Below are 25,252 nucleotides of genomic sequence, written 5' to 3'. Positions count from 1 at the left end.
CGGGCGCGGCGGCGCCGGAGGGCTCAGCGCCCCTTGCGGAACGTTTTACCGGAAGAGGTCCGCCGGCGGGCTTGCCGGCTAGGCCGGCGCGGGGCGGCAGGCCGGTGTGCTGGGTCAGCATGCGGCCGGCCACGGGCTGCTGCGCGGCCTTGTTGAACGCCACGCCCTTGGCCGGCGGCGCCTTGCGTTGTGGCGCCACCGGGGCCACGGTGCTGTTCTTTCGGCGCGCGCTCTGGTAGCTGCCGTCCGTCATCGGCTGGAAGGTCGGGATCAGGTGGTGCTTGCCGTTGCCGATCAGGTCGGCCCGGCCCATGGTCTTCAGCGCCTCGCGCAGCAGCGGCCAGTTGTTGGGATCGTGGTAGCGCAGGAAGGCCTTGTGCAGGCGCCGGCGCTTTTCACCGCGCACGATGTCCACCGCCTCGCTGTCGCGGCCGATCTTGCGCAGCGGATTCTTGCCCGAGTGGTACATGGCCGTGGCCGTGGCCATGGGGCTCGGGTAGAAGGTCTGCACCTGGTCGGCACGAAAGCCGTTCTTCTTGAGCCAGATGGCCAGGTGCATCATGTCCTCGTCGCTCGTGCCCGGGTGCGCGGCGATGAAGTACGGGATCAGGAACTGCTTCTTGCCCGCCTCTTCGCTGAACTGCTCGAACATCTGCTTGAACTTGTCATAGCTGCCGATGCCCGGCTTCATCATCTTGGTGAGCGGACCCTGCTCGGTGTGCTCGGGAGCGATCTTGAGGTAGCCGCCCACGTGGTGCTGCACCAGCTCCTTCACGTATTCGGGCGACTTCACGGCCAGGTCGTAGCGCAGGCCGGAGCCGATCAGGATCTTCTTGATGCCCTTGAGCGCGCGGCCGCGGCGGTAGATCTTGATGAGCGGGCCGTGGTCGGTCGTGAGGTTCTGGCAGATGCCCGGGTACACGCAACTGGGCTTGCGGCACGCGGCCTCGATCTCCGGGCTCTTGCAGCCCAGCCGGTACATGTTGGCCGTGGGGCCGCCTAAGTCGGAGATGGTGCCGGTGAAGCCGCTCACCTTGTCGCGGATGTCCTCGATCTCCTGGATGATGGAGTCCTCGGATCGGCTCTGGATGATGCGGCCTTCGTGCTCGGTGATCGAGCAAAAAGTGCAGCCGCCGAAGCAGCCGCGCATGATGTTCACGCTGAAGCGGATCATCTCCCACGCCGGGATCTTGGTCACGCCGTCGTGGCTGCCGTTCTCGTCGGCGTAGCTCGGATGCGGGCCGCGCGCGTAGGGCAGATCGAACACGTAGTCCATCTCGGCCGTGGTCAGCGGGATGGGCGGCGGGTTGATCCACACATCGCGCGCCGTCGGGCCTTCGCCGTGGGCCTGCACCAGGGCACGGGCGTTGCCGGGGTTGGTCTCGAGATGCAGTACCCGGTTGGCGTGGGCGTAGAGCACCGGGTCGCTCCTGACCTGCTCGTAGCTGGGCAGGCGGATCACGCTGCGCTCGCGCGGCGGCACCTTGAGCTTGGCCTTGAGGTTCGGGTTGGCCACGAACAGCATCGGCTGGATGGCGGGGTTGGGCTCGGCGGATTTCGAGCCATTTTGCCCTTGCGCCCTAGTATCCATTGGCATGGATGCTATCGAATCAGGAGCATCCTCCTTGCTGCAGGTGCTGCCTTGGGCGGCGGCCTGCTCGCTGGTCGTCATGTAGGGGTTGACGTGCGCCTCGACGCGGCCGGGCTCGTCCACGCTGGTGGAGTCGATCTCGAACCAGCCCTGGCCGGTTTCGTCGTCGGAGCGGCGCACGAAGGCGGTGCCGCGCACGTCGGTGATCTGCTCCACGGGCTCGCGCGCGGCCAGGCGGTGGGCCACTTCGACGAGCGCGCGTTCGGCGTTGCCGTACAGCAGCAGATCGCACTTGGCGTCCACCACGATGGAGCGGCGCACCTTGTCGCTCCAGTAGTCGTAGTGGGCGATGCGGCGCAGGCTGCCTTCGATGCCGCCCAGCACGATGGGCACGTCCTTGTAGGCCTCGCGGCAGCGCTGGCTGTACACGATGGCCGCGCGGTCGGGGCGCTTGCCGCCCACGTCGCCAGGAGTGTAGGCGTCGTCGCTGCGGATCTTCCGGTCGGCGGTGTACCGGTTGATCATGGAATCCATGTTGCCCGCCGTCACGCCCCAGAACAGGTTGGGGCGGCCCAGGGCCTTGAAGGCATCGGCGCTCTGCCAGTCGGGCTGGGCGATGATGCCCACGCGAAAGCCCTGCGCCTCCAGCGTGCGGCCGATCACGGCCATGCCGAAGCTGGGGTGGTCGACGTAGGCATCGCCCGTCACCAGGATCACGTCGCAGCTGTCCCAGCCGAGGCGCTCCATCTCGGTGCGGCTCATGGGCAGGAACGGGGCCGTGCCGAAGCGTTTCGCCCAATAGGGGCGATAGCTGGTCAGCGGCTTCGCGGCGCGCGCGAAAAAGGAAACGTCAACGGGGGCGTTCATGGAGGGCAAGGCGTGGGGAAGCCGCGATTTTAGGCTTTCGGGCCTTTCCTGTCGAAACCGAAGGCCAAGGCGCGTGCCCGCGCCCTGCGCCGCAGGGGGTCAGCCGCGGGTGGCGAGCGGCTTGGCGGCGGTCTCGGTGCGCGGCGTGGCGGGCCCCGATCGGCCCTTCACCATTCGCCGGAGGCACGCACCCGCTGGTCCAGATCCGGTGCGGGCGGCTCGCCGTAGGGCGAGTGCAGTTCGGTGGCTCTGGCGGTCCAGGCGGTAGGAATAGCGGCCAAGGCGCCCTCCTCCACGCGGCCCGGCCCGTTGGCACCGGCCAGGGCAGCGGGAAACACCATGGCGTTCATCACGTGGGTCAGCGCAGCGGCAAGCATGGCGGGTCCTTTTCATGCGGGGTTGCCGCCAGCGTATGGCGGCGGGGTGACTGTTTCGTGTCAACGAAAAAGGGCCCGCCGAAAAGGGAGCCCTTTGTGTGCCAACGGCCACACCGTCGGGAAGCGAAGGGTTATTTCGCCAGCGTCAGCGTGCCCTTCATCAGCGCGGAATGGCCGGGAAAGGAGCAGAAATAGGCATAGGACTCGCCGGCCTTGAGCGCCTGGGTGGAGAACGTCACCGAATCGCTCTCGCCGCCGCCCACGATCTTGGTGTGCGCGATCACCCGGGCGTCCGCGTCCTTCACGTAGTTCTTGGCGCCCCGGCGGCGATGCCATCCGTGGCCACGGCCTGCAGGTCGGCGGCCTTGCTCAGCACCCAGTTGTGGCCCATGGCGGTCTTGGGAAGCTTGCCCACGTGCTTGAGCTTGACGGTGAATTGCTTGCAGCTTTGCGGCACCGCGAGGGTCGCCTTGTTGAATTGCATCGCATCGTTGCCGTCGATCTCGGCCGTGCAGTCGGCGGCCCAGGTGGGGCCAGCCGCCAATACCAGGGCCAGCGCCGCAAATTTCCAGTGGTTTGCCATGAGGTCTTCCTTCTTCATAAAACAGGTGCTTGCGCCTGGCGTTGCCGGGCTGCTCCATGCAGCCGGGCGAAGCAACAGCGCGATGCAGGGAGCGTATGCGCGGGGCCCCTGCAGCGCCTTGAGGTGCATCAAGCCTTGTGCCGAACGCCGTCCATGGACCCGGCGTGCAGTTAAGCTCCGCCGCCCATGCCCTACACCGTGCGAACCCCCACCCACAGCGAACTGGTCATCAAGAAAAGCCGGTTCATCGGCTGCGTGCAGCCCATGGCGGACCGCGCGTCGGCCCAGGCCACCGTCGATGCGCTGTGGCAGCAGCACCCCGGTGCCGCGCACGTCTGCTGGGCGCTGCTGGCGGGCGGCCAGTCGGCCGCGGTGGACGACGGCGAACCCGGCGGCACCGCGGGCCGGCCGATGCTGGAGGTGCTGCGCCACCAGGACCTCGAAGGCGTGCTGGCCACCGTGGTGCGCTATTTCGGCGGCGTCAAGCTGGGTGCGGGCGGGCTGGTGCGGGCCTACACCGACACCATCGCGCAGGCGCTGCTGCCGGCCGAGAAGGTGCCGCTGCAGCGCATGGTGGCGCTGCAGTGCGAGGTGCCCTACGCCCTGGAGGGCCTGGTGCGCCGCGAGGTCGAGGCGGCCGGCGCCACGCTGGGCGAGGTGGCCCACGGCTCGCTGGTGGCCGTGCGCATCCAGTTGCCTCAGCCGCAGGAGGCGGCGTTCGTGCAGCGGCTGAACGACGCCTGCCAGGGCCGGATCGGCTGGATCGCGCCGTAGCGCCGCCATCGCCTGCGCCGAAAGTGCCCTGCACCTACAGGCCCCACCCTGCGGCCCGGGGACACTCAGCCATTCGCCACCCCTGAGGAGATCGACCCATGAGCCCACCCCTGGACGCCATCATCATCGGCGCGGGATCGGCAGGCCTTGCCGCGTTGCGCGAGGTTCGCAAACGCACCGACCGCGTGCGGATCGTCAACGATGGCCCCTGGGGGACCACCTGCGCGCGGGTGGGCTGCATGCCCTCCAAGATGCTGATCGAAGCGGCCAACGCCTACCACCGGCGCCACGCATTCGACACCTTCGGCCTGCGCGGCGGGGGACGGCCTCTCCGTCGACATGCCTGCCGTGCTGGAGCGCGTGCGCGCCCTGCGCGACGAGTTCGTGGCGGGCACCGAGAAGGCATCGGCGGTCGGCGACCAGGGCATTTCGGGCCACGCGCGGCTGCGCGGCCCGGGCACGGTGGAAGTGGGAGGCAAGACCTACCATGCCCGCAGCGTCATCATCGCCACTGGCTCGCGCCCCATCATTCCCGAGGAATGGCTGGCGTTCGGCGACCGCATCCTGACCACCGACACCCTCTTCGAGCAGCCCACCCTGGGGCCGCGCGTGGCGGTCATCGGGCTGGGACCGCTGGGCGCGGAACTGGCGCAGGCCCTGTCGCGGCTGGGCGTGGAAGTGGCGGCGTTCTCGACCGGGCCATCGCTGGCCGGGCTGTCCGATCCCGACATCCTCGGTGCGCTGAAGGACGTGCTGAAAGACGAATTCGTCGTCAGCGTGGGCGAGGAGGCCCGCTTGCGCGAAGTGCCGGGCGGCATCGAGGTCAGCAACGGCAGCACCACGGTGGTGGTGGACCAGGTGCTGGCGGCCATGGGGCGGCGGCCGAACACCGAACACCTCGGCCTCGATACCCTGGGCATCCCCCTGGACGCGCACGGCAAGCCGCCCGTGGATGCGCGCACCATGCAGATCGCGGACCTGCCCCTGTTCATGGCCGGCGATGCCGACGACCGCCGGCCGCTGCTGCACGAGGCCTCCGACGAGGGCCACATGGCCGCACTGAACGCCATGGCACCCGAGCCGCAATGCTTTCGCCGGCGCACGCCGCTGTCCATCGTGTTCACCCAGCCCAACGCGGCGGTGATCGGCCAGGCCTGGAAGGACCTGAAAGAAGGCGAATTCGTGACGGGCTCGGTGGATTTCTCCCGCCAGGGCCGCGCGCGCGTGGCGCAGCACAACCAGGGCCGCCTGAACGTGTATGCGGAGCGCGAAAGCGGCCGCATCCTGGGCTCGGAGCTTTGCGCCCCCAGCGGAGAGCACATGGCGCATCTGCTGGCGCTGGCCATCGACCGGTCACTCACGGTGCAGGACCTGCTGCGCATGCCGTTCTACCACCCGGTCCTGGAGGAAGGCCTGCGCACCGCGCTGCGCGATGCGGCTTCGCACCTGCCCAGCGGCAGCGCTTCGGACCTGTCGGCCTGCTCCGCCTATGGGGCCAGCGCGCTCGATTGAATATTCCGCACCCGCCCGGGCTTCAGTTCCGGGCGGGGGTGCCGAAAAGGGAGGGGTCTTTGCCTTCGCCTCATCCCGAGGCCTCAACAGGAGCACCCCATGGATGTCGCGCTTTCCCAGTCGGTCGCCAACACCGCAACGGCCATGGCCAGCCAGAAGAATTCCGATGCCCTGAACATCCGGGTGCTGAAAAAGGCGCTGGACACGCAAGAGGCCTCCGCCACCTTGCTGATCGAATCGATGAAGCAATCGATGCCCCAACCGGCACTGGCCACCTCCGGCGCGCTGGGCACCCAGGTCAACACGTTCGCCTGAGCCGGCGGCCTCGAGGGGCCGGCGCTTTACGGGGAGGCGGTCTTATGGTGAAAGCCGCCATCTGATTCACCCAAACCACCGGCAGGTGAAACTTGGAATACTCTTTTAGCCAAAAAAGAGTATAAACAGGATCATGACCAACGATCTGATCCACAGCCTGACCGTGGCCCGAAAGGCCAGCCAGCTCACCCAGGCGGAGCTGGCCGAACGGGCAGGCCTCTCGCGCATGACGGTGCAGCGCACCGAAGGGGGCGACCTGGACCCCCGCTATTCCACCCTGACGGAAATGGCCCGCGTGCTGGGGATGGACATCATCGCCGTGCCCAGCACCCTTCGGCCGAGCCTGCAGGCCTTCATCCAGTCGGGCGGCAAATTCCTGGGACAGCCCCAGGGCGTGGATGCCCCGCCTTCGGTGATCGACAGCCTGCGCAAAGAAGGCTGAGCGCGGCCGGCTGACCCGCCATGAGCACCTCCATCCGCTACCTGCGCCTGTACCTGCACCGCCCGGCCGGCCAGGGTGCCGGCCGCATGGCGATCGGCTACCTCTCGCAGTACGGCGACATCCTGCGCGTGTCGTTCGATGCCAGCTACATCAACGACCCCGGCCGCCCCACCCTGTCGCTCAGCTTTCAGGGCGAGACCGAGGCCGCCACGCAGCAGATCCTGGCTTCGGCGCGCGACGCCCGGCTGGTGCGCACCGATGGCCGCTGGCCGGTGTACTTTCAGAACCTGCTGCCCGAAGGCCACAACCGCGAGCGCCTCGCGCGCGAGCGCGGCTGCACGCCCGACGACGAGTTCGAGCTGCTGGCCGCCGCGGGCCACGATCTGATGGGCGCGCTGGAGGTGGAGCCCGTACCCGCACAGGACGGCGTGCCCGACGTGGTTCGCCACTGGCACACCACCCAGGGCCTGGACGTGCTGGAGCCGGGCTTCGTCGAATACCCCGTGGAGGACGCGGCCTCGCTGCCCGGCGTGGTCACCAAGTTCAGCGCGGTGCAGGAAGGGCGGCGCTACACCGTGCACCGCAAGGGCGCGGCCGGCAGCGTGATCCTGAAGCTGCCCACCACCGCCCACCCCGACCTGGTGGCCAACGAACACGCCGGCTACCAGCTGTGCCGGGCGCTCGGCCTGGACTGCGCCCAGGCGGATGTCATCACCCGCGCCGAGGCCGATCTGCCCGATGCAGTGCCCTTCGACGAGATCCTGGCCGTGCAGCGGTTCGACCACCTGCCCGGCGGCCAGCGGGTGCACATGGAAGAGTTCAACCAGGTGCTGGGCTACACGCCGCGACAGAAGTACGGCAAGGGCATCCTGCAGGACTACGCCACCATGCTGCGCGTGCTGGACCGCCTGAGCCACCAGCCCGTGCACGACACCCGCGAGTTCCTCGCCCGCATGGTCGCCTTCATCCTCATGGGCAACACCGATGCGCACCTCAAAAACTGGGCGCTGGTCTACCCTGACGGGCGCGCACCGCAGCTGTCGCCGCTGTACGACCCCGTGTGCGTCGCCGCGTTCTTCGAGGGCATGCCCGAAAGCCAGTACGCGGTGAACCGGGCCATCGACAAAACCCTGCGCGCCTTTTCATGGGACGACATGGAGGGGCTGATCAAGGCCGCCGGCCTGCTGCGGGCGCCGCGCCATCTTGCGCTGCTGCGCGATTCGGTGCGCCTGGCCCAGCAGACATGGCCCGAGCGCATCGCCGACGCACCGCCCGCGATGCGCCGGTCGGTCGCGGAGCGCCTGGCAGGCGGTGTCGCGCTCACACGGAACTGAAAGCACAACTCCCAGCATGACCAACCCATCATTGAACCGAGCCGATCCCCTTTGCCCGCCCGGCGAGCGCGGCGCCTTGCAGGTGCCCTACCTCAAGCGCTGCTGGTCACGCTGGATGGCGGCGCGCCAGGGCCTGCCCACGGGCGAGTACGCGGAATCCCATCGCACGCAGATCGTGCTCGCGGCAATGGGCCTGGGCCTGGAGCAGACCATGCAGCACGTGCTGTGGCATGCGCCGGAGTTCGCGGACTTCGAGGACTGGATCGTGCGCACCGCCGGGGCGCCCGATGCCGCCACCATCGCCCGCATCCAGGCGCTGGTGGACGGCGGGCCCGTGCCCGACGCCGTGGCCCGGCTGCATGCCCAGGTCGACGCCATGCCGCCCGTCCTGGATGCCGACGACCTGGCGCACTGGGACGAGCACGGCTACGTGATCGTGCGGCAGGCCGTGGCGCCCGACGACAGCGCCGCCGCGGCGCAAGTGGTGTGGGATGCGGTGGGCGCCACGCCGGACGACGTGGAGTCGTGGTACCGCAACGCCCCGCGCAACATCATGGTCCAGCTGTTCCAGCACCCCGCGTTCGACGCGAACCGCCGGGCGCTGCGCATCCACAAGGCGTTCGCGCAACTGTGGGGCACCGCCGACCTGTGGCGCAGCACGGACCGTTGCGGTTTCAATGTGCCGGAGCGCCCCGGCCACCCTTACCAGGCGCAGGGGCTGCACTGGGATGTGAGCCTGGAGCCACCCATTCCGTTTTGCACCCAGGGCATCCTGTATCTCACGGACACGCCGCCCGAACAGGGCGCGCTCACCGTGGTGCCGGGCTTTCACCGCCAAGTGGAAGGGTGGCTGGCCGGACTGCCGCCGAACGCCGATCCGCGCAGGCAGGATTTCCAGGCGCTGGGCGCCCGGCCCATCGGCGCGGGGGCCGGCGATCTGGTGATCTGGCAACAGGCGCTGCCCCACGGCGCCAGCCCCAACCGCGGTGCGCGGCCCCGTCTGGTGCAGTACATCAACATGATGCCCGCCGACGTGCCGATTCAGGCGATCTGGCGCTGAGCAGCCTCCACCATCCCTATCGGGGTGTGCCCGAAACCCGCCAGATGGCGTTGCCCACGTCATCGGCCACCAGCAGCCCGCCGCGCGCATCCAGCGCCACGCCGACGGGACGGCCATAGGCATCGCCTTCGGGGCTGAGGAATCCGGTCAGCACGTCGATCGGCTGGCCCTTGGGCTGGCCGTTCTCGAACGGCACGAAGACCACCTTGTAGCCACTGCGCGGCTTGCGGTTCCACGAGCCGTGCAGACCCACGAAGGCCCCCTGGGTCAGTTGCTGCGGCAACCCGTTGCCGGCCCCCGAGAAGGCCAGCCCCAGGGGCGCCACGTGGCTGCCCAGCGCATAGTCGGGTGCGATGGCCTTGGCGACCTGGTCCGGCTGGGGCGGCTTCACCCGCACATCCACATGCTGGCCGTAGTAGCTGTAGGGCCAGCCGTAGAACGCGCCCTCCTTCACCGAGGTGAGGTAGTCGGGCACGAGGTCGCTGCCGATCTCGTCGCGTTCGTTCACCACCGTCCACAGCGCGCCGCTGCCGGGGGCCCAGCCCAGGCCGTTCGGATTGCGCAGGCCGCTGGCGAAGATGCGGTGGGCGCCGCTGGCGCGGTCCACCTCCCAGATGGCGGCGCGGCCTTGCTCGGCCTCGATGCCGTTCTCAGCCACGTTGCTGTTGGAGCCCACGGTCACATAGAGCTTGCGGCCGTCGGGGCTGGCGATGAGGTTCTTGGTCCAGTGGTGGTTGAACGGCAGGCCGGGCAGGTCCACCACCTTGGTGGCGGGCGCGGTGATGGTGGTCTGGCCCGCCATGTAGGGAAAGCGCACCACCGCATCGGTGTTGGCGACGTAGAAGTCGCCCCCCACCAGCGCCATGCCGAACGGGGAATGCAGGCCCTGCAGGAACACGCTGCGCGTTTCCGCAACGCCATCGCCGTCGGTGTCGCGCAGCAAGGTGATGCGGTCGGCCGACGGCGCGCCCGAGCCCGCGCGGCCCATGACCTTGCCCATGACCCAGTTGCGCACGTTCTTCACCAGCCCCTGGTCTTCCTTGGGCTTGGCCGGCGTGTTGCTCTCCGCGACCAGCACGTCGCCGTTGGGCAGCACGTACACCCAGCGCGGATGGTCCAGCCCCTTGGCCAGCGCGGTGACCTGCATGCCCGCCATGGGCGTGGGCTGCATGCCGTCGGGCCACCCCTTGGCGGGTGCGATGTGAACGGTGGGGATCAGGGTCTTGTGGGGTTCGGGCAGCGTGGGCGACGGGCCCACGCCGGCCTCGGGCGGCAGCCGCGCCGTATCGCCGCAGCCGGCCAGGGCCCCAGCCAGCGCGCAGCCCAGGACGGCGACAGGCCAGCGGGCGGTTGAAAACGGGGGGAGATGGGAGCGTCGCGCGTGCATGGGAGAACCTGCCTTCTGTGCTGTGTTGGGGTGCCGATCGCGGCGGATGCGCCGCGATGCGGGCCAGTGTGCCGCGCTGGCACCACCGCCCCTGTCAGCCATGGGCGCGAACGCGCCGGACGGGTCTCCCATCCCCTCCCCTCTCCGGCATGCAGCGGGCCCGGGCGCCAGGGCACCGGGCCTCGTCAAGCCACCGCGCGGTGTCAGTCCACCTTGATGTTGGCAGCCTTGATCACCTGCGCCCACTTGGCGACTTCGGCCTTCTGGAAGGTGGCGATCTGCGCGGTCGTCATGTCGGCCGGCTCCATGCCGAAGCTCTTGAGGCGGGTCTGCATGTCCGGCTGCGCGAGGATCTTGCGGATTTCGGTGTGCAGACGGGTCACGACCGGCTCGGGCGTGCCGGCGGGTACGAAGATGGCCTGCCACGACTGCACCTCGAAGTCGGCCAGGTCCTTCAAGCCGGATTCGGCCACGGTGGGCACGTCGGGCATCGAGCCCAGGCGCTTGGCCGAGGTGACGGCAATGGCGCGCAGCTTGCCGCTCTGGATGTGCGGCGCGGCCACGACGGTGGTGTCGAACATCATGTCCACCTGCCCGCCGATCACGTCCTGGATGGCCGGACCGCTGCCCTTGTACGGCACGTGGGTGAACTTCACGCCCGACTTGTAGGCCAGCAGCTCCAGCGCCAGATGCTGCGAGGTGCCGGTGCCGGCCGAGGCGGACGACAGGCCGCCCGACTTGCCGCGGGCCGCGTCCAGCACGTCCTTCAGGGTTTTGTAGGGGCTGCTGGCCGCCACCACCAGCACCACCGGGTTGGTGCCGATGAGCGTGACGGGCGCGAATGACTTCACCGGGTCGTAGCCCAGCTTCGGGTACAGGCTCACGTTGATGGCGTGTGAGCTGATGGTGCCGCCCAGCAGCGTGTAGCCGTCCGGTGCCGCGCGGGCCGCGATTTCCGAGCCGACGCTGCCGCCCGCCCCGCCCTTGTTGTCCACCACCACGGTCGTGCCCAGGGCAGTGCCCAGCTGCTGGCTGATCAGCCGGCCCAGCGTGTCGGTGGTGCCGCCCGCCGCGAACGGTACAAGGTAGGTGATGGTCTTGCCCGTGGGCCAGGTGCCCTGCGCGAAAGCGGGCAGGCCGATGAAGCTGCCGGCGGCGGCCGCAGCGGCCGCGGCGGCGATGAAGGTTCTGCGTTGCATGTGCGTTGTCTCCTGGTTTTGAAAAATCAGACCGCTCCGCGTGTTTCCACGTAGAGCGAATAGATCGAGTGGCTGCTGGCCATGAAGAGGCGGTTTTTCTTGGGGCCGCCGAACACGAGGTTCGGGCAACGCTCGGGCAGGCGGATGTGGCCGATGGCCTTGCCGGACGGGTTGAACACCATCACGCCGTCCAGGTCCGCGGCGACCGAGTCGGCCGCGCCCGTGCTGCCCCAGCCGCACCACAGGTTGCCGTCTTCATCGACCTTGAATCCGTCCAGCGCGCCCGCCCCGCCCTCGATCAGCACGGTCGGGTTGGCCAGACCCTGGCGGGCGGTGACGTCGTAGCGCACGATCTGGCGGCGGTTGTCGGCGGTGCGCGCCACGAGGTAGAGCTGCTTTTCGTCCGGCGTGAACGCCAGACCGTTGGGAAAGCGCGCCTCCAGCACGCGATCCAGCCGGCCGGAAGGATCGATGCGGTACAGCGCATGCGGAAGCTCGGAGACGGCCTTGTCGCCCTCCCAGTGGCCGCCGATGCCGAACGGCGGGTCGGTGAACCAGATTGAGCCGTCGCTCGGGCAGACGATGTCATTGGGCGAGTTCAGGCGCTTGCCCTCGAAGCGGTCGGCCAGCACGGTGATGCTGCCGTCGTACTCGGTGCGGGTCACGCGGCGGGTCAGGTGCTCGCACGCCAGCAGCCGGCCCTGGCGGTCGCGGCCCAGGCCGTTGGAGAAGTTGGAGGGCTGGCGGAACACGCCGGTCTGCCCCGTGGCCTCGTCCCAGCGCAGGATGCGGTTGTTGGGAATGTCGGAAAACAGCAGGTAGCGCCCATCGCCGAACCACACCGGGCCTTCGACCCAGCGAAAGCCGGTGGCGATCTGCTCCACGCTGCTGCTGAACAGGCGGTACTTGGCGAATGACGGGTCCAGGATCTGCACCGAGGGATCGGGGTAGCGCTGCTGCGGCTTGAAGTCGAACGCCTGGGCCTGCGCGAGGCCCGTGGCCGTGGCGGCCAGCGCGCCGGCCATGAAACGGCGGCGCGATGGCGGGGTCTGGGGGGTGGCGTCTTGTGTCGCTCTTTGCATGGGTTTTGTCTCCGGTCGTGTTTTCAGGAAGCGCGGCGGGCCCCAGGTCCCGAAGCCGCGCGGGCGGGCAGGCGCATGCGTGCCCACGCACCAAGGCGTCGATGCTTCACGGCAGGTCGACGATCTCGACCCAGTTGGGGTTCTTGCCCGCAGCCACGCGCGTGGGCGTGCCCGGCACGCCGGTGGCTGGATCGATGGGGTGCAGCGACACGCTGTGCGAGTCCTGCCCCGCCGCGATCAGGAAGCGCCCCGAGGCATCGACGGCAAAGCCGCGCGGCGACTTCTCGGTCGGCACCTGGCCGAGCGGCTCGAGCTGCCCGGTGGCCGCATAGACGCGGAAGGTGGACAGCGTGCTCGACGTGCGCTCGGACGCATACAGCGTGCGCCCATCGGGCGACAGGTGCAGGTCGGCCGCCCAGGGCTTGCCGGTGAAGCCTGGCGGCAAGGTGGTGGTGCGCTGCACCTCGCGCAGCGTGCCGCGCTCGGGGTCGTACGCCATCACGTGCAGGGCCGCGTCCAGCTCGTCCACCACGTACATATACCGCTGCGCCTTGTCCCAGACGAAGTGGCGCGGGCCGGCCTTTTCCGGGGCCACCGCGGTCAGCGCCGGCTCGTTGGCGGTCAGCTTTCCGGTGGTGGCGTCGAAGCGCCAGCTCGACAGATGGTCACCACCCAGGCTGGTGGCGAACACGTAGCGGTTGGCCGCGTCGGCATGGATGGCGTGCGCGTTGGGCGCCGTGGGAATGAGCTGCTGCACCGCACCCACCAGCCCGTCCTTGTCGATGCTGTTGACGGTGATCTTGTGGCCCGGGTAGGACGCGGCGAACAGCCAGCGGCCGGTGGCATCGGTGTCGATGTTGGCCATGCTGTCCGCCAGGGCGGCCTCGCCCTGCTTCTTCAGGCGGCCGCTGGCCGGATCGATGGCCAGCGTCACCACGCGAAAAGGCTGCGAGCGCAGCGCCACGTACAGCTGGCGCTTGTTGGGCGAGACCGCCATGGGCATGGCCTGGCCGCCCACGGTCACGGTCTCCACCGGCTGGAGTTGGCCGGCGGCGCGATCCAGTTCGTACACCGAGATGTCCTGGCTGTCGGCGTTCGACACATAGACCCAGGTGGCGGCCGAGGCCGCGCCGCTGGCCGCCATCAGCGCGGCGGCGGCCACGGGGGCCAGCGCCACCGCGCGCAGGAAGGAAGAAGAAATCGCCATGGATCGCTCTCTTTCCGGGGTCACTTGACCACCATGAACATGCTGGGCAGCCAGGTCGAGAAGGCTGGCACGAAGGTCACGAGGGCCAGCGCGAAGATCAGCGCGCCGTAGAAAGGCCAGATCGTGCGCATCACCGTGCCCACCGACACGCCGCCGATTGCGCAGCCCACGAACTGGGTGGTGCCCACGGGCGGCGTGTTCAGGCCCAGCGCGCAGTTGATCAGCATGACGATGCCGAACTGCACCGAGCTCATGCCGTAGTGCTGGGCGATGGGCAGGAAGATCGGCGTGCACAGCAGGATGGTGGCCGCCATGTCCAGGAACGTGCCCAGCACGAACAGGATGATGTTGATCAGCAGGAAGATCACCCACGGCGTGCTGGTCACCTGCGACAGCATCTGGCCCGTGAGTTCGGCCACGCCGTATAGGCTGATGAGGTAGCCGAAGGTGCTGGAGATGCCGATCAGCAGCAGGATCACGCCCGTGGTGCGCACCGCCTTCGAGGCCGCCTTGATGAAGTGCTCCCACTTCAGCGTGCGGTACAGGAACACGGTCAGGCCCAGCGCATACAGCACGGCCACGGCCGCCGATTCGGTGGCGGTGAAGATGCCCGAAAGAATGCCCCCCAGGATCAGCACGACGATGAACAGCCCCGGCAGCGCGGCGGCGAACGAACGCCCGACGATCTGCCAGCCCGGGAACGTGCCCGCGGGGTAGCCGCGCTTGACGGCCACGAGGTAGGCCGCGGCCAGGTTGCTGATGGTGAGCACCAGCGCGGGAATCAGCGCCGCGAGGATCAGCGCCGCGATGGACACCTTGCCGCCGGCCGCCAGCGAATAGATGATGAGGTTGTGGCTGGTGGGCATGAGCGCCCCCACCAGCGCCGCGTGCGTCGTCACGTTGACGGCGTAGTCGGCGTGGTAGCCCTCCTTCTTCATCATCGGGATCATCACGGCGCCCATGGCCGACACGTCCGCCACCGGCGAGCCCGAGACGCCGCCGAACAGCGTGCAGGCCACCACGTTGGACATGCCCAGCCCGCCGCGCACGTGGCCCACCAGGTTGCGCGCGAAGTTGACGATGCGGTCGGCGATGCCGCCGTACAGCATCAGCTCGCCCGCGAAGATGAAGAACGGAATCGCCAGGAACGAGAAGATGCCCATGCCCGAGGTCATCTGCTGGAAGCCGACCTCCAGGGGCAGGCCTTCGTACAGCAGGGTGGCCAGGGCCGACAGGCCGATGGAAAACGCCACGGGCACGCCCAGCAGCAGGAACAGCGTGAACGACACGCTCAGGATCAAAAGTGGCACGGTCATGGTTTTTCTCAGCCCCAGGCAGGTTCGACTTCGCGGCCCTGGGCCAGCGCGATGATGTGTTCGATCGAGAACATCACGATCAGGACGCCCGCGATCGCGGCCGGCACGTATTTCCAACCTTCGGAGATCCACAGCGTGGGCAGCCGGTAGTCCCACACCGACTGCGCGAGCGACGCGCAGCTGTAGGCCATCACGGCGCCGAACACGAGCACCAGCGCATGGATGAGGTATTCCATCTTCAGGCGCAGCCAGTCGGGCGCCAGCACCAGGAACGATTCGAGCCCGATGTGGCCGGCATCGCGCACGCCCACCGCCACGCCGAACATGGTGACGTAGATCACCAGCAGCAGGGCCAGGCTTTCCGCCCAGGTGGGCGTGTTGTTGAGCACATAGCGTCCGAACACCTGCCAGCTCACGGCGCAGATCACTGCGACCAGGCCGAGGATGCCCAGCCACATGCAGACGCGGGCGAGCGTGCGGCAAATTTGGGTATACATGTTGTTATGAGTAAAAAAGGCCCCTGGCGCAATATCCACTAGGGCACCATGCTATTGATTTAAGAGCAAAAAAAGCCCACTTCAGGAAGTGGGCAGAAAGGGACTTACTGGGTGTCCTGAACGCGCTTGACCAGGTCCTTGAGCTTGGCGTCCGGGATGAACTTGTCGTACACGGGCTTCATCGCGGCCTGGAACGGGGCCTTGTCGATTTCGATGATCTCGGCACCGCCAGCCTTCACCGTCGCCAGCGACTTGATCTCGCGCTCGGCCCATTGCTTGCGCATGTAGGGCACCGACTCCTTGGCGGCCTGGCGGATCCAGCCCTGCTCTTCGGGCGACAGGCGGTCCCAGGCGCGCTTGGAGAACAGCAGCATCTCGGGGGCCATGGAGTGCTCGGTCTTGGTGTAGTACTTGGCCACCTCGAACGAACGCGAGCTCTCGTACGTGGGGTAGTTGTTCTCGGCCGCGTCGATCAGGCCGGTCTTGAGGCCCGTGTACACCTCGCCCATGGGCATGGGGGTGGCGTTGGCGCCCATGGCCTCCAGCATCGACACCCACAGGTCGGACTGCTGCACGCGCACTTTCAGGCCCTTCATGTCGGCGAAGCTGCGCACGGGCTTCTTGGCGGTGAACATCGAGCGGGCGCCGCTGTCGTAGTAGGCCAGGCCCACGAAGCCCTGCTTTTCGCAGGCCTTGAGGATTTCCTCGCCGATCGGGCCGTCCAGCACCTTGTGCAGATGCTCGACCGAGCGGAACAGGAACGGCATCGTGGGCACCACGGTCTCGGGGCAGATGTTGTTCATCGCGCCGATGTTGATGCGCACCAGCTGCAGCGCGCCGATCTTGGCCTGCTCGATGGTGTCCTTCTCGCTGCCCAGGGCGCCGTTGTTGAACACCTTGATGGTGTGCTTGCCGCCCGACAGGGCTTTCAGGCGCTCGCCCATGAACTTGACCGCCGTCACGGTCGGGTAGTCGTCAGGGTGGATGTCCGCGGAGCGCAGCTCGGTCGCCTGCGCGGCGCCGAAGCCCAGTGTGAGCGCGGCCAGGGTGGCCAGGGTGGTCTTCAGGAATTTCATTTGTCTGCCTCGTCTCTTTTGCTGTTGGAAATACGTTTTGGGGGAGAAATCGGTAGAGGGACCCCGGCCCCGTTCAGACAGGGGCGGTGAATTCTGGCTCCGGCACGCCCTGCGTACCCGGGCGCAATGCGAAGACACCGCCGGCCAACGGCTGGTCCGACAGGTCCACGCCTGCGGGGCGGATGGAGGTGACGTACAGCGTGTCGAGCTGCGGACCGCCAAAGGCGCACATGGCGGGCTTTTTCACCGGCACGGCCAGGGAACGGTCGAGCCGGCCATCGGGGGTGAAGCGGTGCACCAGGCCCGCGTCGTTGCCACAGATCCAGTAGCCGCCATCCACATCGATCGCCGCGCCATCGGGGCGCCCCGGCAGCGGATTCATGTCGGCGAACAGGCGCCGGCGGCTCGGCGCGCCGGTCTCGGTGTCGTAGTCGAAGGCCCAGATCGCCTGCACCTGGGGGTGCGAATCGGACAGGTACATCGTGCGCCCGTCGGGGCTGAAAGCGATGCCGTTGGGCACGATCAAATCGCCCAGCGCCAGGTCGGTGCCTGCGCCGGCCGCCAGCTCCTGCGCACCGAACCGGTACACCTTGCCCACGCGGGCGGCGGCGCCCATGTCCTGCAGCATGGTGCCGGCGATGAACCGGCCCTGGCGGTCACAGCGGCCGTCGTTGAAGCGCATGCCCGCCCGGGCGTGGTCGGCCGTGGCCAGGCGCTGCGCCTGCAGCGGGCCGGATGCGGCACCGCCCGGCGGCAGGTCGAGCTGGAACCAGCCGCTTTCCAAACCGGCAAGCCATCGACCGGGCTGCCCGGCCCAGGGAGCGATGCAGGCGACCATCTCGGGGGCCTTCCACTGCGCCTGCTCGCCGGTCTGCGCGGACCAGCGGTGCAGCACGCCCTGGGGAATGTCGGCCCAGTACAGCGCCTGCCCGGCAGCGCGCCACACCGGGCTCTCGCCCGTCGCGCAGCGCGCATCCAGCACCAGTTCCGCGCTGGCGTTCACGGCGGTCATCCTTCGAACGGGCCCTGGGCCGTGAAGGCCCCGCCCTGGTAGATGGCGGCCGGGTCGGTCGGCGCGGGTGCGGGCTGGGCCTCGACCTGGGCACGAAAGGGTTCGGAGCTGTCCTTGGGCGTGAATCCCAGGTGCGCTGCCGCATGGTTGTCCCACCACAGATCGCGGTTGGCGGAGGCGCCATACACCACGGTGTGGCCCACGTCCGGGGTGAACAGGGCCTTTTCGACGAGCTGGGTGAGGTCGTCGTAGCTCAGCCAGGAGCTCATCATGCGGCGGTCGCGCGGCGCAGGGAACGAGGAGCCGATGCGCAGGCTCACCGTCTCGATGCCGTAGCGGTCGAAATAGAAGCTCGCCATGTCTTCGCCGAACGACTTGGACAGGCCGTAATAGCCGTCGGGCCGGCGGCGCGCGTTGGCGTCGATGCGCTCGTCCTGGCGGTAAAAGCCCGTCACATGGTTAGAGCTGGCGAATACCACGCGGCGCACGCCGTGGCGACGCGCGCCCTCGTAGATGTGGAACACGCCCTTGATGTTGGCTTCCAGGATCTGCTCGAAGGGCCGCTCGACCGATACCCCGCCCAGGTGCACGATGGCGTCGCAGCCGGCCACCAGCGCGTCCACCGCAGCCTTGTCGGCCAGATCGCAGGGCACTACTTCTTCATCGGGGCCACGCGAAGGGGCCAGGGTGGAGATGTCGGACAGCCGCAGCACCTCGGCATACGGGCGCAATCTTTCGCGCAACACCTGGCCCAGGCCGCCTGCGGCGCCGGTCAAAAGAAGACGGGGTAAACGGGACGGCTGGCTCATGAAGCTCCTCTGGCTAGTATTTGTCATATGTTGTCATACAACGTTCAGCGATTATCATCACCGCCATGGCCGCACCGATAAAGGGATTACCCGCATACCCCGCCCCCACCGAATCAACGGCCCCGAACCTGTCCCCGGCCCCGGTCCGGCGCGCCCGCGGACTGGCCAACGCCGTGGTGGAAGACTTCTCTGGAAAGATCCGCGACCGGCTGCTGACGCCGGGCGACAAGCTGCCCACCGAATCGGAAATCATGCGCGCCCACGACGTGAGCCGCACCGTGGTGCGCGAGGCCCTGTCCAAGCTCCAGGCCGCCGGCCTGGTGGAAACACGGCACGGCATCGGCACCTTCGTTCTGCCCCCGCGCGCCGGCGGCGTGTTCCGCCTGGACCCGTCCGAACTCACGGCGTCGGTGGACGTTCTGGCCGTGCTGGAACTGCGCATCAGCCTGGAAACCGAGTCGGCCGGCCTTGCGGCCATGCGCCGCAGCGAAACGCACCTGCAGGCCATGCGACAGGCGCTGGACGACTTCGAGCGCAACGTGGCCATGGGCGGCGACACGGTGGGGCACGACTTCCGCTTTCACCTGCAGATCGCCGAGGCGACGGGCAACCCGTACTTCGCCGACATCATGAACCACCTGGGCACCACGCTGATTCCGCGCACCCGCATCTCGGGCATCCGCAACGCAGTGCGGGGCCACGAATACCTGAGCCGGGTGAACCGCGAGCACGAAGAGATCTATTCGGCCATCGCCCGCAAGGACCCCGAGTCGGCGCGCGCGGCCATGCGCATCCACCTCACCAACAGCCGCGAGCGCCTGCGCTTGGCGCAGGAGGCGGCCAAAACACCGCCGGCTCCGGTGCAAGCCCCCGCCGCCACACCCGAAGCCTGAAACCCAGCCACTCGCCCAAAGGCCGGGCAGCGCGGGTCATCGTTAACCCGAAGAGCCGCGGAAAAGCATCCTCCGGCGCTTGTGTCTTGCCATTTTTAAGTTGTATGATGACGTACAACAAAAAGTGACCCAACCCAAGCAAGGAGACATGCAATGACTTTGAACCGCCGCCACGCCATGGTCTATGGTGCCGCCGCCCTGGCCAGCACCACGGCCATGGGCCAGACCGCCAATTGGCCCACCAAAACGTTGCGACTCATCGTGCCCTACCCGCCCGGCGGCAGTTCGGACATCATTGCGCGCGCCATCAGCCAGCCGCTGTCGGACCTGCTCAAGCAGAACGTCATCGTGGAAAACAAGCCCGGCGCCAACGGCAACCTGGGCGCCGACTTCGTCGCCAAGGCCCAGCCCGACGGCTACACCATGCTGCTGTGCGACGTGGGGGCGCTGGCCATCAGCCCCTCGGTCTATACCAAGCTACCATTCAACCCCTCCAAGGACCTGCGTGGCGCGACCATGCTGGCCTACTCGCCGCACATGCTGGTGGTGCACCCGTCCGTGCCCGCCAACAACCTGAAGGAACTGATCGCCCTGTCCAAGACGGCCGACCTGAATTTCGCCGTCACCGCCACGGGCAGCGCACCGCACCTGGCCGGCGTGGCGCTGGAGCGCGCCAGTGGCGCCCGCTGGCAATATGTGCCTTACAAGGGCGGCGTGACCGCCATCCAGGACACCATGGCCGGCCAGACCCAGGTGCTGATGAACGGCATGCTCGCCACCCTGCCCCACGTGCAAAGCGGCAAGCTCAAGGTGCTGGCGCTGTCCAAGGCCACGCGCATGCCGCTGCTGGCCGATGTGCCCACCATTGCCGAGCAGGGCATCCCCGGCTTCGAGTCCGGCACCTGGCAAGGCATCCTCGTGCCGCGCGGCACGCCCGATCCGATCGTGCAGCGCCTGAACACGGCCCTCATCTCCGTCATCCGCACGCCGGAAATCCGCTCCCGCCTCGCGGGCCAGGGCGCCGAGGTCGTGACCATGGCCTCCGCCGAGCAAGACAAGTTCTTCGAGAAGGAGCGCGCACGCTGGGCCAGTGTGGTGTCGGCGGCGCAGATCCGACTCGACTGATTTTTCACTTTTCCCTTTTTCCACCCACTACCCCGTACCGCCATGCAACCTCAAGAACTCAAGACCATCATGGGCTCCGGCCTCCTGTCGTTCCCGCTCACGGACTTCGACGCCCAGGGCCAATTCAACGCCAAGGGCTACGCGGAGCGCCTGGAATGGCTGGCCCCCTACGGTGCCAGCGCCTTGTTCGCGGCAGGCGGCACGGGTGAGTTCTTCTCGCTCACGGCGGACGAGTATCCCGGCATCATCAAGACCGCCGTGGACACCTGCCGCGGCAAGGTGCCGATCATCGCCGGCGCCGGCGGTCCCACCCGCTTTGCCATCCAGTGCGCCCAGGCGGCCGAGAAGGCCGGCGCCCACGGCATCCTGCTGCTGCCGCACTACCTGACGGAAGCCGGCCAGGAAGGCCTGGCCGCGCACGTCGAAGAGGTGTGCAAGAGCGTGAAGTTCGGCGTGATCGTCTACAACCGCGGCCAGAGCCGCTTCACCCCCGAAACGCTGGCACGCCTGGCCGAGCGCAACGCCAACCTGGTGGGCTTCAAGGACGGCGTGGGCGACATCGAACTGATGAACTCCATCTACATGAAGATGGGCGACCGCTTCGCTTACCTGGGTGGCCTGCCGACTGCCGAGGTGTATGCCGCGGCCTACAAGGCACTGGGCACGCCGGTGTATTCGTCGGCCGTGTTCAACTTCATCCCCAAGACGGCGATGGACTTCTACAAGGCCGTGGCCAACGACGATCTGGCGACGCAGCACCACCTGCTGCGCGAGTTCTTCATGCCTTACCTCGAACTGCGCAACCGCATGGCCGGCTATGCCGTCAGCATCGTCAAGGCCGGCGCGAAGATCGTCGGCCACGACGCCGGCCCCGTGCGCGCCCCGCTCACGGACCTCAAGCCCGGCGAAATGCAGGAACTCAAGACACTCATCGACAAGCTCGGCCCGCAATAAGGCGCCGCGGCTGAAGATCCGGCGCCCGGCCGTGCACGGGCGCCGGTGGGTCAAGCCATCCGCACGGGGCATCCATAAAACCACACCACAACGGAGACAAGAGATGTACAAGAAACTGTTCCTTGCGGCGGCCACGGCCGTCACCCTGCTGGCCCTGGGCGGCTGCGCCACGGCACCGGCCGGCGCCGCCGATGCGCCGCAGTCGGTCGCCACCGCGGCCGAGCGCCTGCGGATCGCCATGATCGACCCGACCCCCGCCGCGCTGAACCAGTTCGTGGCCGACGACCTGAGCTATGGCCACTCGGGAGGCCGGGTGGACACCAAGGCCAGCTTCATCAGCGACCTGCTCGACGGCAAGTCCGACTTCGTCACCATCGTCATCAGCGACCAGACCATCAAGGTGGTCGGCGACGTGGCCATCGTCCGCCACACCCTGACGGCCGATACCAACGATTCGGGCAAGCCCGGCAAGGTGCAGATCAAGATCCTGGGCGTCTGGCAAAAGCAAGGCGCCGATTGGAAGCTGCTGGCCCGCCAGGCCGTCCGCGCAGCGCCCTGATTCCCCCCCGACGAGGAGGCCGCGCGTGCGGCTTTCTCGTGGGGCTTCGAATCCTTTTTGCTCCCTGCGACCGCTTTCACACACCGGCCTGCACCCCAAGGCCCTGGATGCGCCGCCGTACCATCCCCGCCCATGAGCACCACACCCCGGCCCCGCCTCCTGCAAATCGCCCGCCTGCCCCTGCCGGCGCTCGAAGCCGACCTGGCTGCGCAGTTCGACATCGTTTGCCTGTCCGACCAACCCGATCCCGCCGCGTTCCTTGCCGAACGCGGCGCCGACTTCACGGGCGTGGTCACCTCCGCCTCCATTGGCCTGAAACGGGAGGTGATCGATGCCTTGCCGAGATTGCGGGTCATCAGCAGCTTCGGCGTGGGGTTCGACGCGCTGGCCATCGCAGCGGCCAGCGCGCGGGGCATCCAGGTGGGCTACACGCCCGGCGTCTTGAACGATTGCGTGGCCGACCTGGCGTTTGCCCTGCTGCTGGATGTGTCGCGCGGCGTCAGCGCCAGCGACCGCTTCGTGCGGCGCGGCGACTGGACCACCGCCCGGTTCGCACCCCAGACCCGGGTGTCCAGCAAGCGCCTGGGGCTCGTCGGCATGGGCCGCATCGGGCAGGCCGTGGCCGAACGGGCCTCGGGCTTTCGCATGGAGGTCGGCTACCACAATCGCCGGCCCAGCGCCCAGTCCGCCCTGCCCTATTTCGACTCGTTGCTGGAACTGGCCCGATGGGCCGACTACCTGGTGCTGACCGTGACCGGAGGGGCGGAAACCCGCCATCTGGTCGATCGCGCCGTGCTGGAGGCCCTTGGCCCCCGAGGTTTTCTGATCAACGTGGCACGGGGCAGCGTGGTCGATGAGGCCGCCCTGATCGACGCCCTGGCAGAACGCCGCATCGCGGGCGCGGGCCTCGACGTGTTCGAAAACGAACCATCGGTACCAGCCGCGCTGCTGGCGCTGGACAACGTGGTCCTGACACCGCACACCGCCAGTGCCACCCATGAAACCCGCCGCGCCATGGCCGACATGGTGCTGGACAACCTGCACGCCTTCTACGCCACGGGTGCTGTCCGCGCCCCGGTGCCCAGCACCGGGACGGCTTGAACCCACTTCGCTCCGCCACTCTCCGAAGCCACACCCATGCCCACTGCCATGCACACCCCCACCGTCACCGAAGTCCGCGTCATTCCGGTCGCCGGGCGCGACGGCATGCTGCTCAACCTGAGCGGCGCGCACGCCCCGTTCTTCACGCGCAACCTGTTCATCCTCACCGACAGTGCCGGGCGCACCGGGGTCGGCGAAGTGCCGGGCGGCGAAAAGATCCGGCAGGCCCTGGAAGATGTCCGGCCCCTGCTCGTCGGGCAGCCGGTGGGCAACCACCTGGCGCTGCTGCAGCAGGTGCAGGCCGCCCTCGCAGGGCGCGACAGCGGCGGACGCGGCCTGCAGACGTTCGACCTGCGCATCGCCATCCACGCCGTCACCGCCGTGGAGTCGGCCTTGCTCGACTTGCTGGGCCAGCACCTGGGCGTGCCGGTGGCCGCACTGCTCGGAGAAGGCCAGCAGCGCGACCGCGTGGAAATGCTGGGCTACCTGTTCTTCGTGGGCGATGCCGGCCAAACCGATCTGCCCTACGTGCGCGCCCAGGATGTGGATGCCACCGAGAGCGATTGGAGCCGCGTGCGCCATCTGCAGGCCCTCACGCCCGAGACCATCGTGCGCCAGGCCGAGGCCGCGCACGCACGCTATGGTTTCAACGACTTCAAGCTCAAGGGAGGCGTGCTGCGCGGCGAGGACGAAGTCCTGGCCATTCGGGCGCTGCATGAGCGCTTTCCCAAGGCGCGCGTCACCCTCGACCCCAACGGCGGCTGGCTGCTCAAGGACGCCGTTCGCCTGTGCCGGGACCTGCACGGCGTGCTCGCCTATGCGGAAGACCCCTGCGGTGCCGAAGACGGCTTTTCGGGCCGCGAGATCATGGCCGAGTTCCGCCGCGCCACCGGGTTGCCCACGGCCACCAACATGGTGGCCACCGACTGGCGCCAGATGGTGCATGCGCTCTCGCTCCAGTCGGTCGACATTCCACTGGCCGACCCGCACTTCTGGACCATGGCCGGCTCGGTGCGCGTGGCCCAGACCTGCCGCGACTGGGGCCTGACCTGGGGTTCGCACTCCAACAACCATTTCGACGTGTCGCTGGCCATGTTCACGCATGTGGCGGCTGCGGCCCCGGGCAAGGTCACGGCCATCGACACCCACTGGATCTGGCAGGATGGCCAGGGCCTGACCCAATCGCCGCTGCAGATCGTGGACGGGCATGTGACCGTGCCGACCACCCCGGGCCTGGGCGTTCAGCTCGACATGGCGGCCGTGGAGCGCGCGCACCAGCTCTATCTTCAGCATGGGCTGGGCGCACGCGACGACAGCATCGCGATGCAGCACCTTCACGCCGGCTGGAAGTTCGATCCCAAGCGCCCTTGCCTCGTTCGCTGACCCGCAAGGCTGGCCTAAACTGCTGTCATGCCTTTTTCACACGCATGGCCTGACAACACCGCCCGAAGCCTGCTGCCCTGGATCTTTTTGGGAGCAACAGCCGGCTGCGGCGCGCAGACCCGTGATGTCACCGGTGAAATCGCCGTCAGCAGCGACCTTACCGAACGGGGTTTCCAGACGCCCATCAAGCGCCCCATCGTCCAGGGGCTGCTCACGCTCTACGATGCGACGGGATGGTCGGCCGGCGCCGTACTGGGAATGCAGACCAACGGCCGCCGCTACGGCCGGGCGATCGTCCGCCTCGCCTACGACGGTGTGCTGTCCAATGACTGGCAGTACCAAGCCGTCACCCAGTACTACGCCTATCCGGACAACCCCACCGCCCAGTTGCTGGACCGGCTGGAAACGGCCCTGAGCTTCAGCTATCGCGATCTGATCACGGCAGGTGCGTCGGTATTTCGATATCCCCACACCCGGAATGCCGCCCGGCCCATGCGGTGGGCCGTGGATCTGGGCGGTCGGCTACCGATCGACGAGCAATTTTCCTTGACGGGCACCATCGGGCTGGCCGAGGTCCGCCCGCAAGACCGTTATGCGTATGGCAGCGTCGGCGCCGCCTGGCGCCAAGGCCCCTGGCGCGCCTCACTCAGCTATTTGGCAACCGACAGTCGGGCCCGACCGTTGTCCCCCGGCAACACTGCAGGCCACTGGTCGTTCATGTGGGCCCGTTCTTTTTGAAGCATCCGCAACCTTTTGGTGCATTGCAGGCACACACGTCGCAAGATTCCACCTTCCAA

The 25,252-nt window shown here is 68.1% G+C and carries 23 protein-coding genes and 2 pseudogenes; 13 read left to right on the top strand and 12 right to left on the bottom strand.

The genetic code is table 11. The annotated features are described in order from the left end of the window. From AC27IO_RS03385 to azu, 3 genes and pseudogenes are all read right to left on the bottom strand, one after another. A partial coding sequence (locus tag AC27IO_RS03385) for a YgiQ family radical SAM protein (RefSeq protein WP_498737297.1) occupies positions 1-2,458 on the bottom strand: 2,458 nt, incomplete at its 3' end. A 167-nt stretch (positions 2,459-2,625) separates the two neighbouring features. Beyond that, the gene (locus tag AC27IO_RS03380; protein WP_284401284.1) at positions 2,626-2,835 is read right to left on the bottom strand and encodes a hypothetical protein; all 210 of its coding nucleotides are present in this window, start codon (positions 2,833-2,835) and stop codon (positions 2,626-2,628) included. A gap of 131 nt (positions 2,836-2,966) precedes the next feature. Beyond that, a pseudogene (gene azu, locus AC27IO_RS03375) lies at positions 2,967-3,418 on the bottom strand (azurin). A gap of 186 nt (positions 3,419-3,604) precedes the next feature. Here azu and AC27IO_RS03370 point away from each other — a divergent pair. The 6 genes and pseudogenes from AC27IO_RS03370 (at position 3,605) to AC27IO_RS03345 (ending at position 8,855) form a co-directional block, all read left to right on the top strand. Further along, entirely contained in the window at positions 3,605-4,192 is a 588-nt protein-coding gene (locus AC27IO_RS03370) for an IMPACT family protein (protein WP_284403990.1), read from the top strand. A gap of 98 nt (positions 4,193-4,290) precedes the next feature. After that, a pseudogene (locus AC27IO_RS03365) lies at positions 4,291-5,704 on the top strand (dihydrolipoyl dehydrogenase). A 99-nt stretch (positions 5,705-5,803) separates the two neighbouring features. Then, complete coding sequence (locus AC27IO_RS03360; RefSeq protein ID WP_498737295.1) at positions 5,804-6,019, top strand: YjfB family protein; 216 nt, start codon at positions 5,804-5,806, stop codon at positions 6,017-6,019. A gap of 133 nt (positions 6,020-6,152) precedes the next feature. Then, positions 6,153-6,461: a helix-turn-helix domain-containing protein gene (locus AC27IO_RS03355; protein WP_272569110.1), complete on the top strand. Its 309-nt coding sequence runs from the start codon at positions 6,153-6,155 to the stop codon at positions 6,459-6,461. A gap of 20 nt (positions 6,462-6,481) precedes the next feature. Beyond that, entirely contained in the window at positions 6,482-7,795 is a 1,314-nt protein-coding gene (locus tag AC27IO_RS03350; protein WP_317357998.1) for a type II toxin-antitoxin system HipA family toxin, read from the top strand. A gap of 16 nt (positions 7,796-7,811) precedes the next feature. Next, entirely contained in the window at positions 7,812-8,855 is a 1,044-nt protein-coding gene (locus AC27IO_RS03345) for a phytanoyl-CoA dioxygenase family protein (protein WP_498737292.1), read from the top strand. Between the two features lie 16 nt (positions 8,856-8,871). On the opposite strand, the gene AC27IO_RS03340 is transcribed toward AC27IO_RS03345, so the two are convergent. The 9 genes from AC27IO_RS03340 to AC27IO_RS03300 form a co-directional block, all read right to left on the bottom strand. After that, a complete protein-coding gene (locus AC27IO_RS03340; RefSeq protein ID WP_498737290.1) occupies positions 8,872-10,242 on the bottom strand; it encodes a PQQ-dependent sugar dehydrogenase in 1,371 nt (456 codons plus the stop codon). 203 nt (positions 10,243-10,445) lie between these two features. After that, entirely contained in the window at positions 10,446-11,441 is a 996-nt protein-coding gene (locus tag AC27IO_RS03335; protein ID WP_317357991.1) for a Bug family tripartite tricarboxylate transporter substrate binding protein, read from the bottom strand. A gap of 26 nt (positions 11,442-11,467) precedes the next feature. Next, positions 11,468-12,523, bottom strand: coding sequence for an SMP-30/gluconolactonase/LRE family protein (locus tag AC27IO_RS03330; protein ID WP_498737287.1), 1,056 nt, complete (start codon positions 12,521-12,523; stop codon positions 11,468-11,470). Positions 12,524-12,629: 106 nt separating this feature from the next. Continuing rightward, the gene (locus tag AC27IO_RS03325) at positions 12,630-13,730 is read right to left on the bottom strand and encodes a lactonase family protein (RefSeq protein WP_498737285.1); all 1,101 of its coding nucleotides are present in this window, start codon (positions 13,728-13,730) and stop codon (positions 12,630-12,632) included. A gap of 20 nt (positions 13,731-13,750) precedes the next feature. Next, positions 13,751-15,046, bottom strand: a complete 1,296-nt coding sequence (locus tag AC27IO_RS03320) for a TRAP transporter large permease (RefSeq protein ID WP_272569102.1) — start codon at positions 15,044-15,046, stop codon at positions 13,751-13,753. Positions 15,047-15,054: 8 nt separating this feature from the next. After that, a complete protein-coding gene (locus AC27IO_RS03315; RefSeq protein ID WP_272569100.1) occupies positions 15,055-15,543 on the bottom strand; it encodes a TRAP transporter small permease in 489 nt (162 codons plus the stop codon). 104 nt (positions 15,544-15,647) lie between these two features. Further along, positions 15,648-16,619: a TRAP transporter substrate-binding protein gene (locus AC27IO_RS03310; RefSeq protein WP_284401250.1), complete on the bottom strand. Its 972-nt coding sequence runs from the start codon at positions 16,617-16,619 to the stop codon at positions 15,648-15,650. A 73-nt stretch (positions 16,620-16,692) separates the two neighbouring features. After that, a complete protein-coding gene (locus AC27IO_RS03305) occupies positions 16,693-17,622 on the bottom strand; it encodes an SMP-30/gluconolactonase/LRE family protein (RefSeq protein WP_498737282.1) in 930 nt (309 codons plus the stop codon). A gap of 5 nt (positions 17,623-17,627) precedes the next feature. Continuing rightward, positions 17,628-18,440: an NAD-dependent epimerase/dehydratase family protein gene (locus AC27IO_RS03300; RefSeq protein ID WP_272569096.1), complete on the bottom strand. Its 813-nt coding sequence runs from the start codon at positions 18,438-18,440 to the stop codon at positions 17,628-17,630. A gap of 65 nt (positions 18,441-18,505) precedes the next feature. Here AC27IO_RS03300 and AC27IO_RS03295 point away from each other — a divergent pair, with 65 nt between their 5' ends. The 7 genes from AC27IO_RS03295 (at position 18,506) to AC27IO_RS03265 (ending at position 25,193) form a co-directional block, all read left to right on the top strand. Continuing rightward, a complete protein-coding gene (locus AC27IO_RS03295; RefSeq protein WP_284428461.1) occupies positions 18,506-19,333 on the top strand; it encodes a FadR/GntR family transcriptional regulator in 828 nt (275 codons plus the stop codon). A gap of 153 nt (positions 19,334-19,486) precedes the next feature. Further along, positions 19,487-20,458 carry a Bug family tripartite tricarboxylate transporter substrate binding protein gene (locus AC27IO_RS03290; RefSeq protein ID WP_272547750.1) on the top strand — a complete coding sequence of 324 codons (972 nt, stop codon included), beginning with the start codon at positions 19,487-19,489 and terminating at the stop codon, positions 20,456-20,458. 42 nt (positions 20,459-20,500) lie between these two features. Beyond that, positions 20,501-21,412, top strand: a complete 912-nt coding sequence (gene kdgD / locus AC27IO_RS03285; protein WP_498737278.1) for a 5-dehydro-4-deoxyglucarate dehydratase — start codon at positions 20,501-20,503, stop codon at positions 21,410-21,412. Positions 21,413-21,515: 103 nt separating this feature from the next. Further along, positions 21,516-21,971 carry a nuclear transport factor 2 family protein gene (locus AC27IO_RS03280; protein WP_498737276.1) on the top strand — a complete coding sequence of 152 codons (456 nt, stop codon included), beginning with the start codon at positions 21,516-21,518 and terminating at the stop codon, positions 21,969-21,971. Positions 21,972-22,103: 132 nt separating this feature from the next. Next, on the top strand, positions 22,104-23,072 hold the full coding sequence (locus tag AC27IO_RS03275; RefSeq protein ID WP_498737274.1) for a 2-hydroxyacid dehydrogenase: 969 nt from the start codon (positions 22,104-22,106) through the stop codon (positions 23,070-23,072). Between the two features lie 48 nt (positions 23,073-23,120). Then, on the top strand, positions 23,121-24,455 hold the full coding sequence (locus AC27IO_RS03270) for an enolase C-terminal domain-like protein (protein WP_498737272.1): 1,335 nt from the start codon (positions 23,121-23,123) through the stop codon (positions 24,453-24,455). 27 nt (positions 24,456-24,482) lie between these two features. Then, positions 24,483-25,193 (top strand): TorF family putative porin, encoded by a 711-nt coding sequence (locus tag AC27IO_RS03265; protein WP_498737270.1) that lies wholly within the window; start codon positions 24,483-24,485, stop codon positions 25,191-25,193. Positions 25,194-25,252 lie beyond the last annotated feature (59 nt).

This window comes from Acidovorax sp. KNOB132, from assembly GCF_057541515.1.
This window is presented reverse-complemented; position numbering and strand designations above follow the sequence as displayed.

Excerpts from the sequence above, each read along its gene's own strand:
- AC27IO_RS03380 (WP_284401284.1), bottom strand. The coding sequence starts at position 2,835 with ATGCTTGCCGCTGCGCTGACCCACGTGATGAACGCCATGGTGTTTCCC.
- AC27IO_RS03370 (WP_284403990.1), top strand. The coding sequence starts at position 3,605 with ATGCCCTACACCGTGCGAACCCCCACCCACAGCGAACTGGTCATCAAG.
- AC27IO_RS03360 (WP_498737295.1), top strand. The coding sequence starts at position 5,804 with ATGGATGTCGCGCTTTCCCAGTCGGTCGCCAACACCGCAACGGCCATG.
- AC27IO_RS03355 (WP_272569110.1), top strand. The coding sequence starts at position 6,153 with ATGACCAACGATCTGATCCACAGCCTGACCGTGGCCCGAAAGGCCAGC.
- AC27IO_RS03350 (WP_317357998.1), top strand. The coding sequence starts at position 6,482 with ATGAGCACCTCCATCCGCTACCTGCGCCTGTACCTGCACCGCCCGGCC.
- AC27IO_RS03345 (WP_498737292.1), top strand. The coding sequence starts at position 7,812 with ATGACCAACCCATCATTGAACCGAGCCGATCCCCTTTGCCCGCCCGGC.
- AC27IO_RS03340 (WP_498737290.1), bottom strand. The coding sequence starts at position 10,242 with ATGCACGCGCGACGCTCCCATCTCCCCCCGTTTTCAACCGCCCGCTGG.
- AC27IO_RS03335 (WP_317357991.1), bottom strand. The coding sequence starts at position 11,441 with ATGCAACGCAGAACCTTCATCGCCGCCGCGGCCGCTGCGGCCGCCGCC.
- AC27IO_RS03330 (WP_498737287.1), bottom strand. The coding sequence starts at position 12,523 with ATGCAAAGAGCGACACAAGACGCCACCCCCCAGACCCCGCCATCGCGC.
- AC27IO_RS03325 (WP_498737285.1), bottom strand. The coding sequence starts at position 13,730 with ATGGCGATTTCTTCTTCCTTCCTGCGCGCGGTGGCGCTGGCCCCCGTG.
- AC27IO_RS03320 (WP_272569102.1), bottom strand. The coding sequence starts at position 15,046 with ATGACCGTGCCACTTTTGATCCTGAGCGTGTCGTTCACGCTGTTCCTG.
- AC27IO_RS03315 (WP_272569100.1), bottom strand. The coding sequence starts at position 15,543 with ATGTATACCCAAATTTGCCGCACGCTCGCCCGCGTCTGCATGTGGCTG.
- AC27IO_RS03310 (WP_284401250.1), bottom strand. The coding sequence starts at position 16,619 with ATGAAATTCCTGAAGACCACCCTGGCCACCCTGGCCGCGCTCACACTG.
- AC27IO_RS03300 (WP_272569096.1), bottom strand. The coding sequence starts at position 18,440 with ATGAGCCAGCCGTCCCGTTTACCCCGTCTTCTTTTGACCGGCGCCGCA.
- AC27IO_RS03295 (WP_284428461.1), top strand. The coding sequence starts at position 18,506 with ATGGCCGCACCGATAAAGGGATTACCCGCATACCCCGCCCCCACCGAA.
- AC27IO_RS03290 (WP_272547750.1), top strand. The coding sequence starts at position 19,487 with ATGACTTTGAACCGCCGCCACGCCATGGTCTATGGTGCCGCCGCCCTG.
- kdgD (WP_498737278.1), top strand. The coding sequence starts at position 20,501 with ATGCAACCTCAAGAACTCAAGACCATCATGGGCTCCGGCCTCCTGTCG.
- AC27IO_RS03280 (WP_498737276.1), top strand. The coding sequence starts at position 21,516 with ATGTACAAGAAACTGTTCCTTGCGGCGGCCACGGCCGTCACCCTGCTG.
- AC27IO_RS03275 (WP_498737274.1), top strand. The coding sequence starts at position 22,104 with ATGAGCACCACACCCCGGCCCCGCCTCCTGCAAATCGCCCGCCTGCCC.
- AC27IO_RS03270 (WP_498737272.1), top strand. The coding sequence starts at position 23,121 with ATGCACACCCCCACCGTCACCGAAGTCCGCGTCATTCCGGTCGCCGGG.
- AC27IO_RS03265 (WP_498737270.1), top strand. The coding sequence starts at position 24,483 with ATGCCTTTTTCACACGCATGGCCTGACAACACCGCCCGAAGCCTGCTG.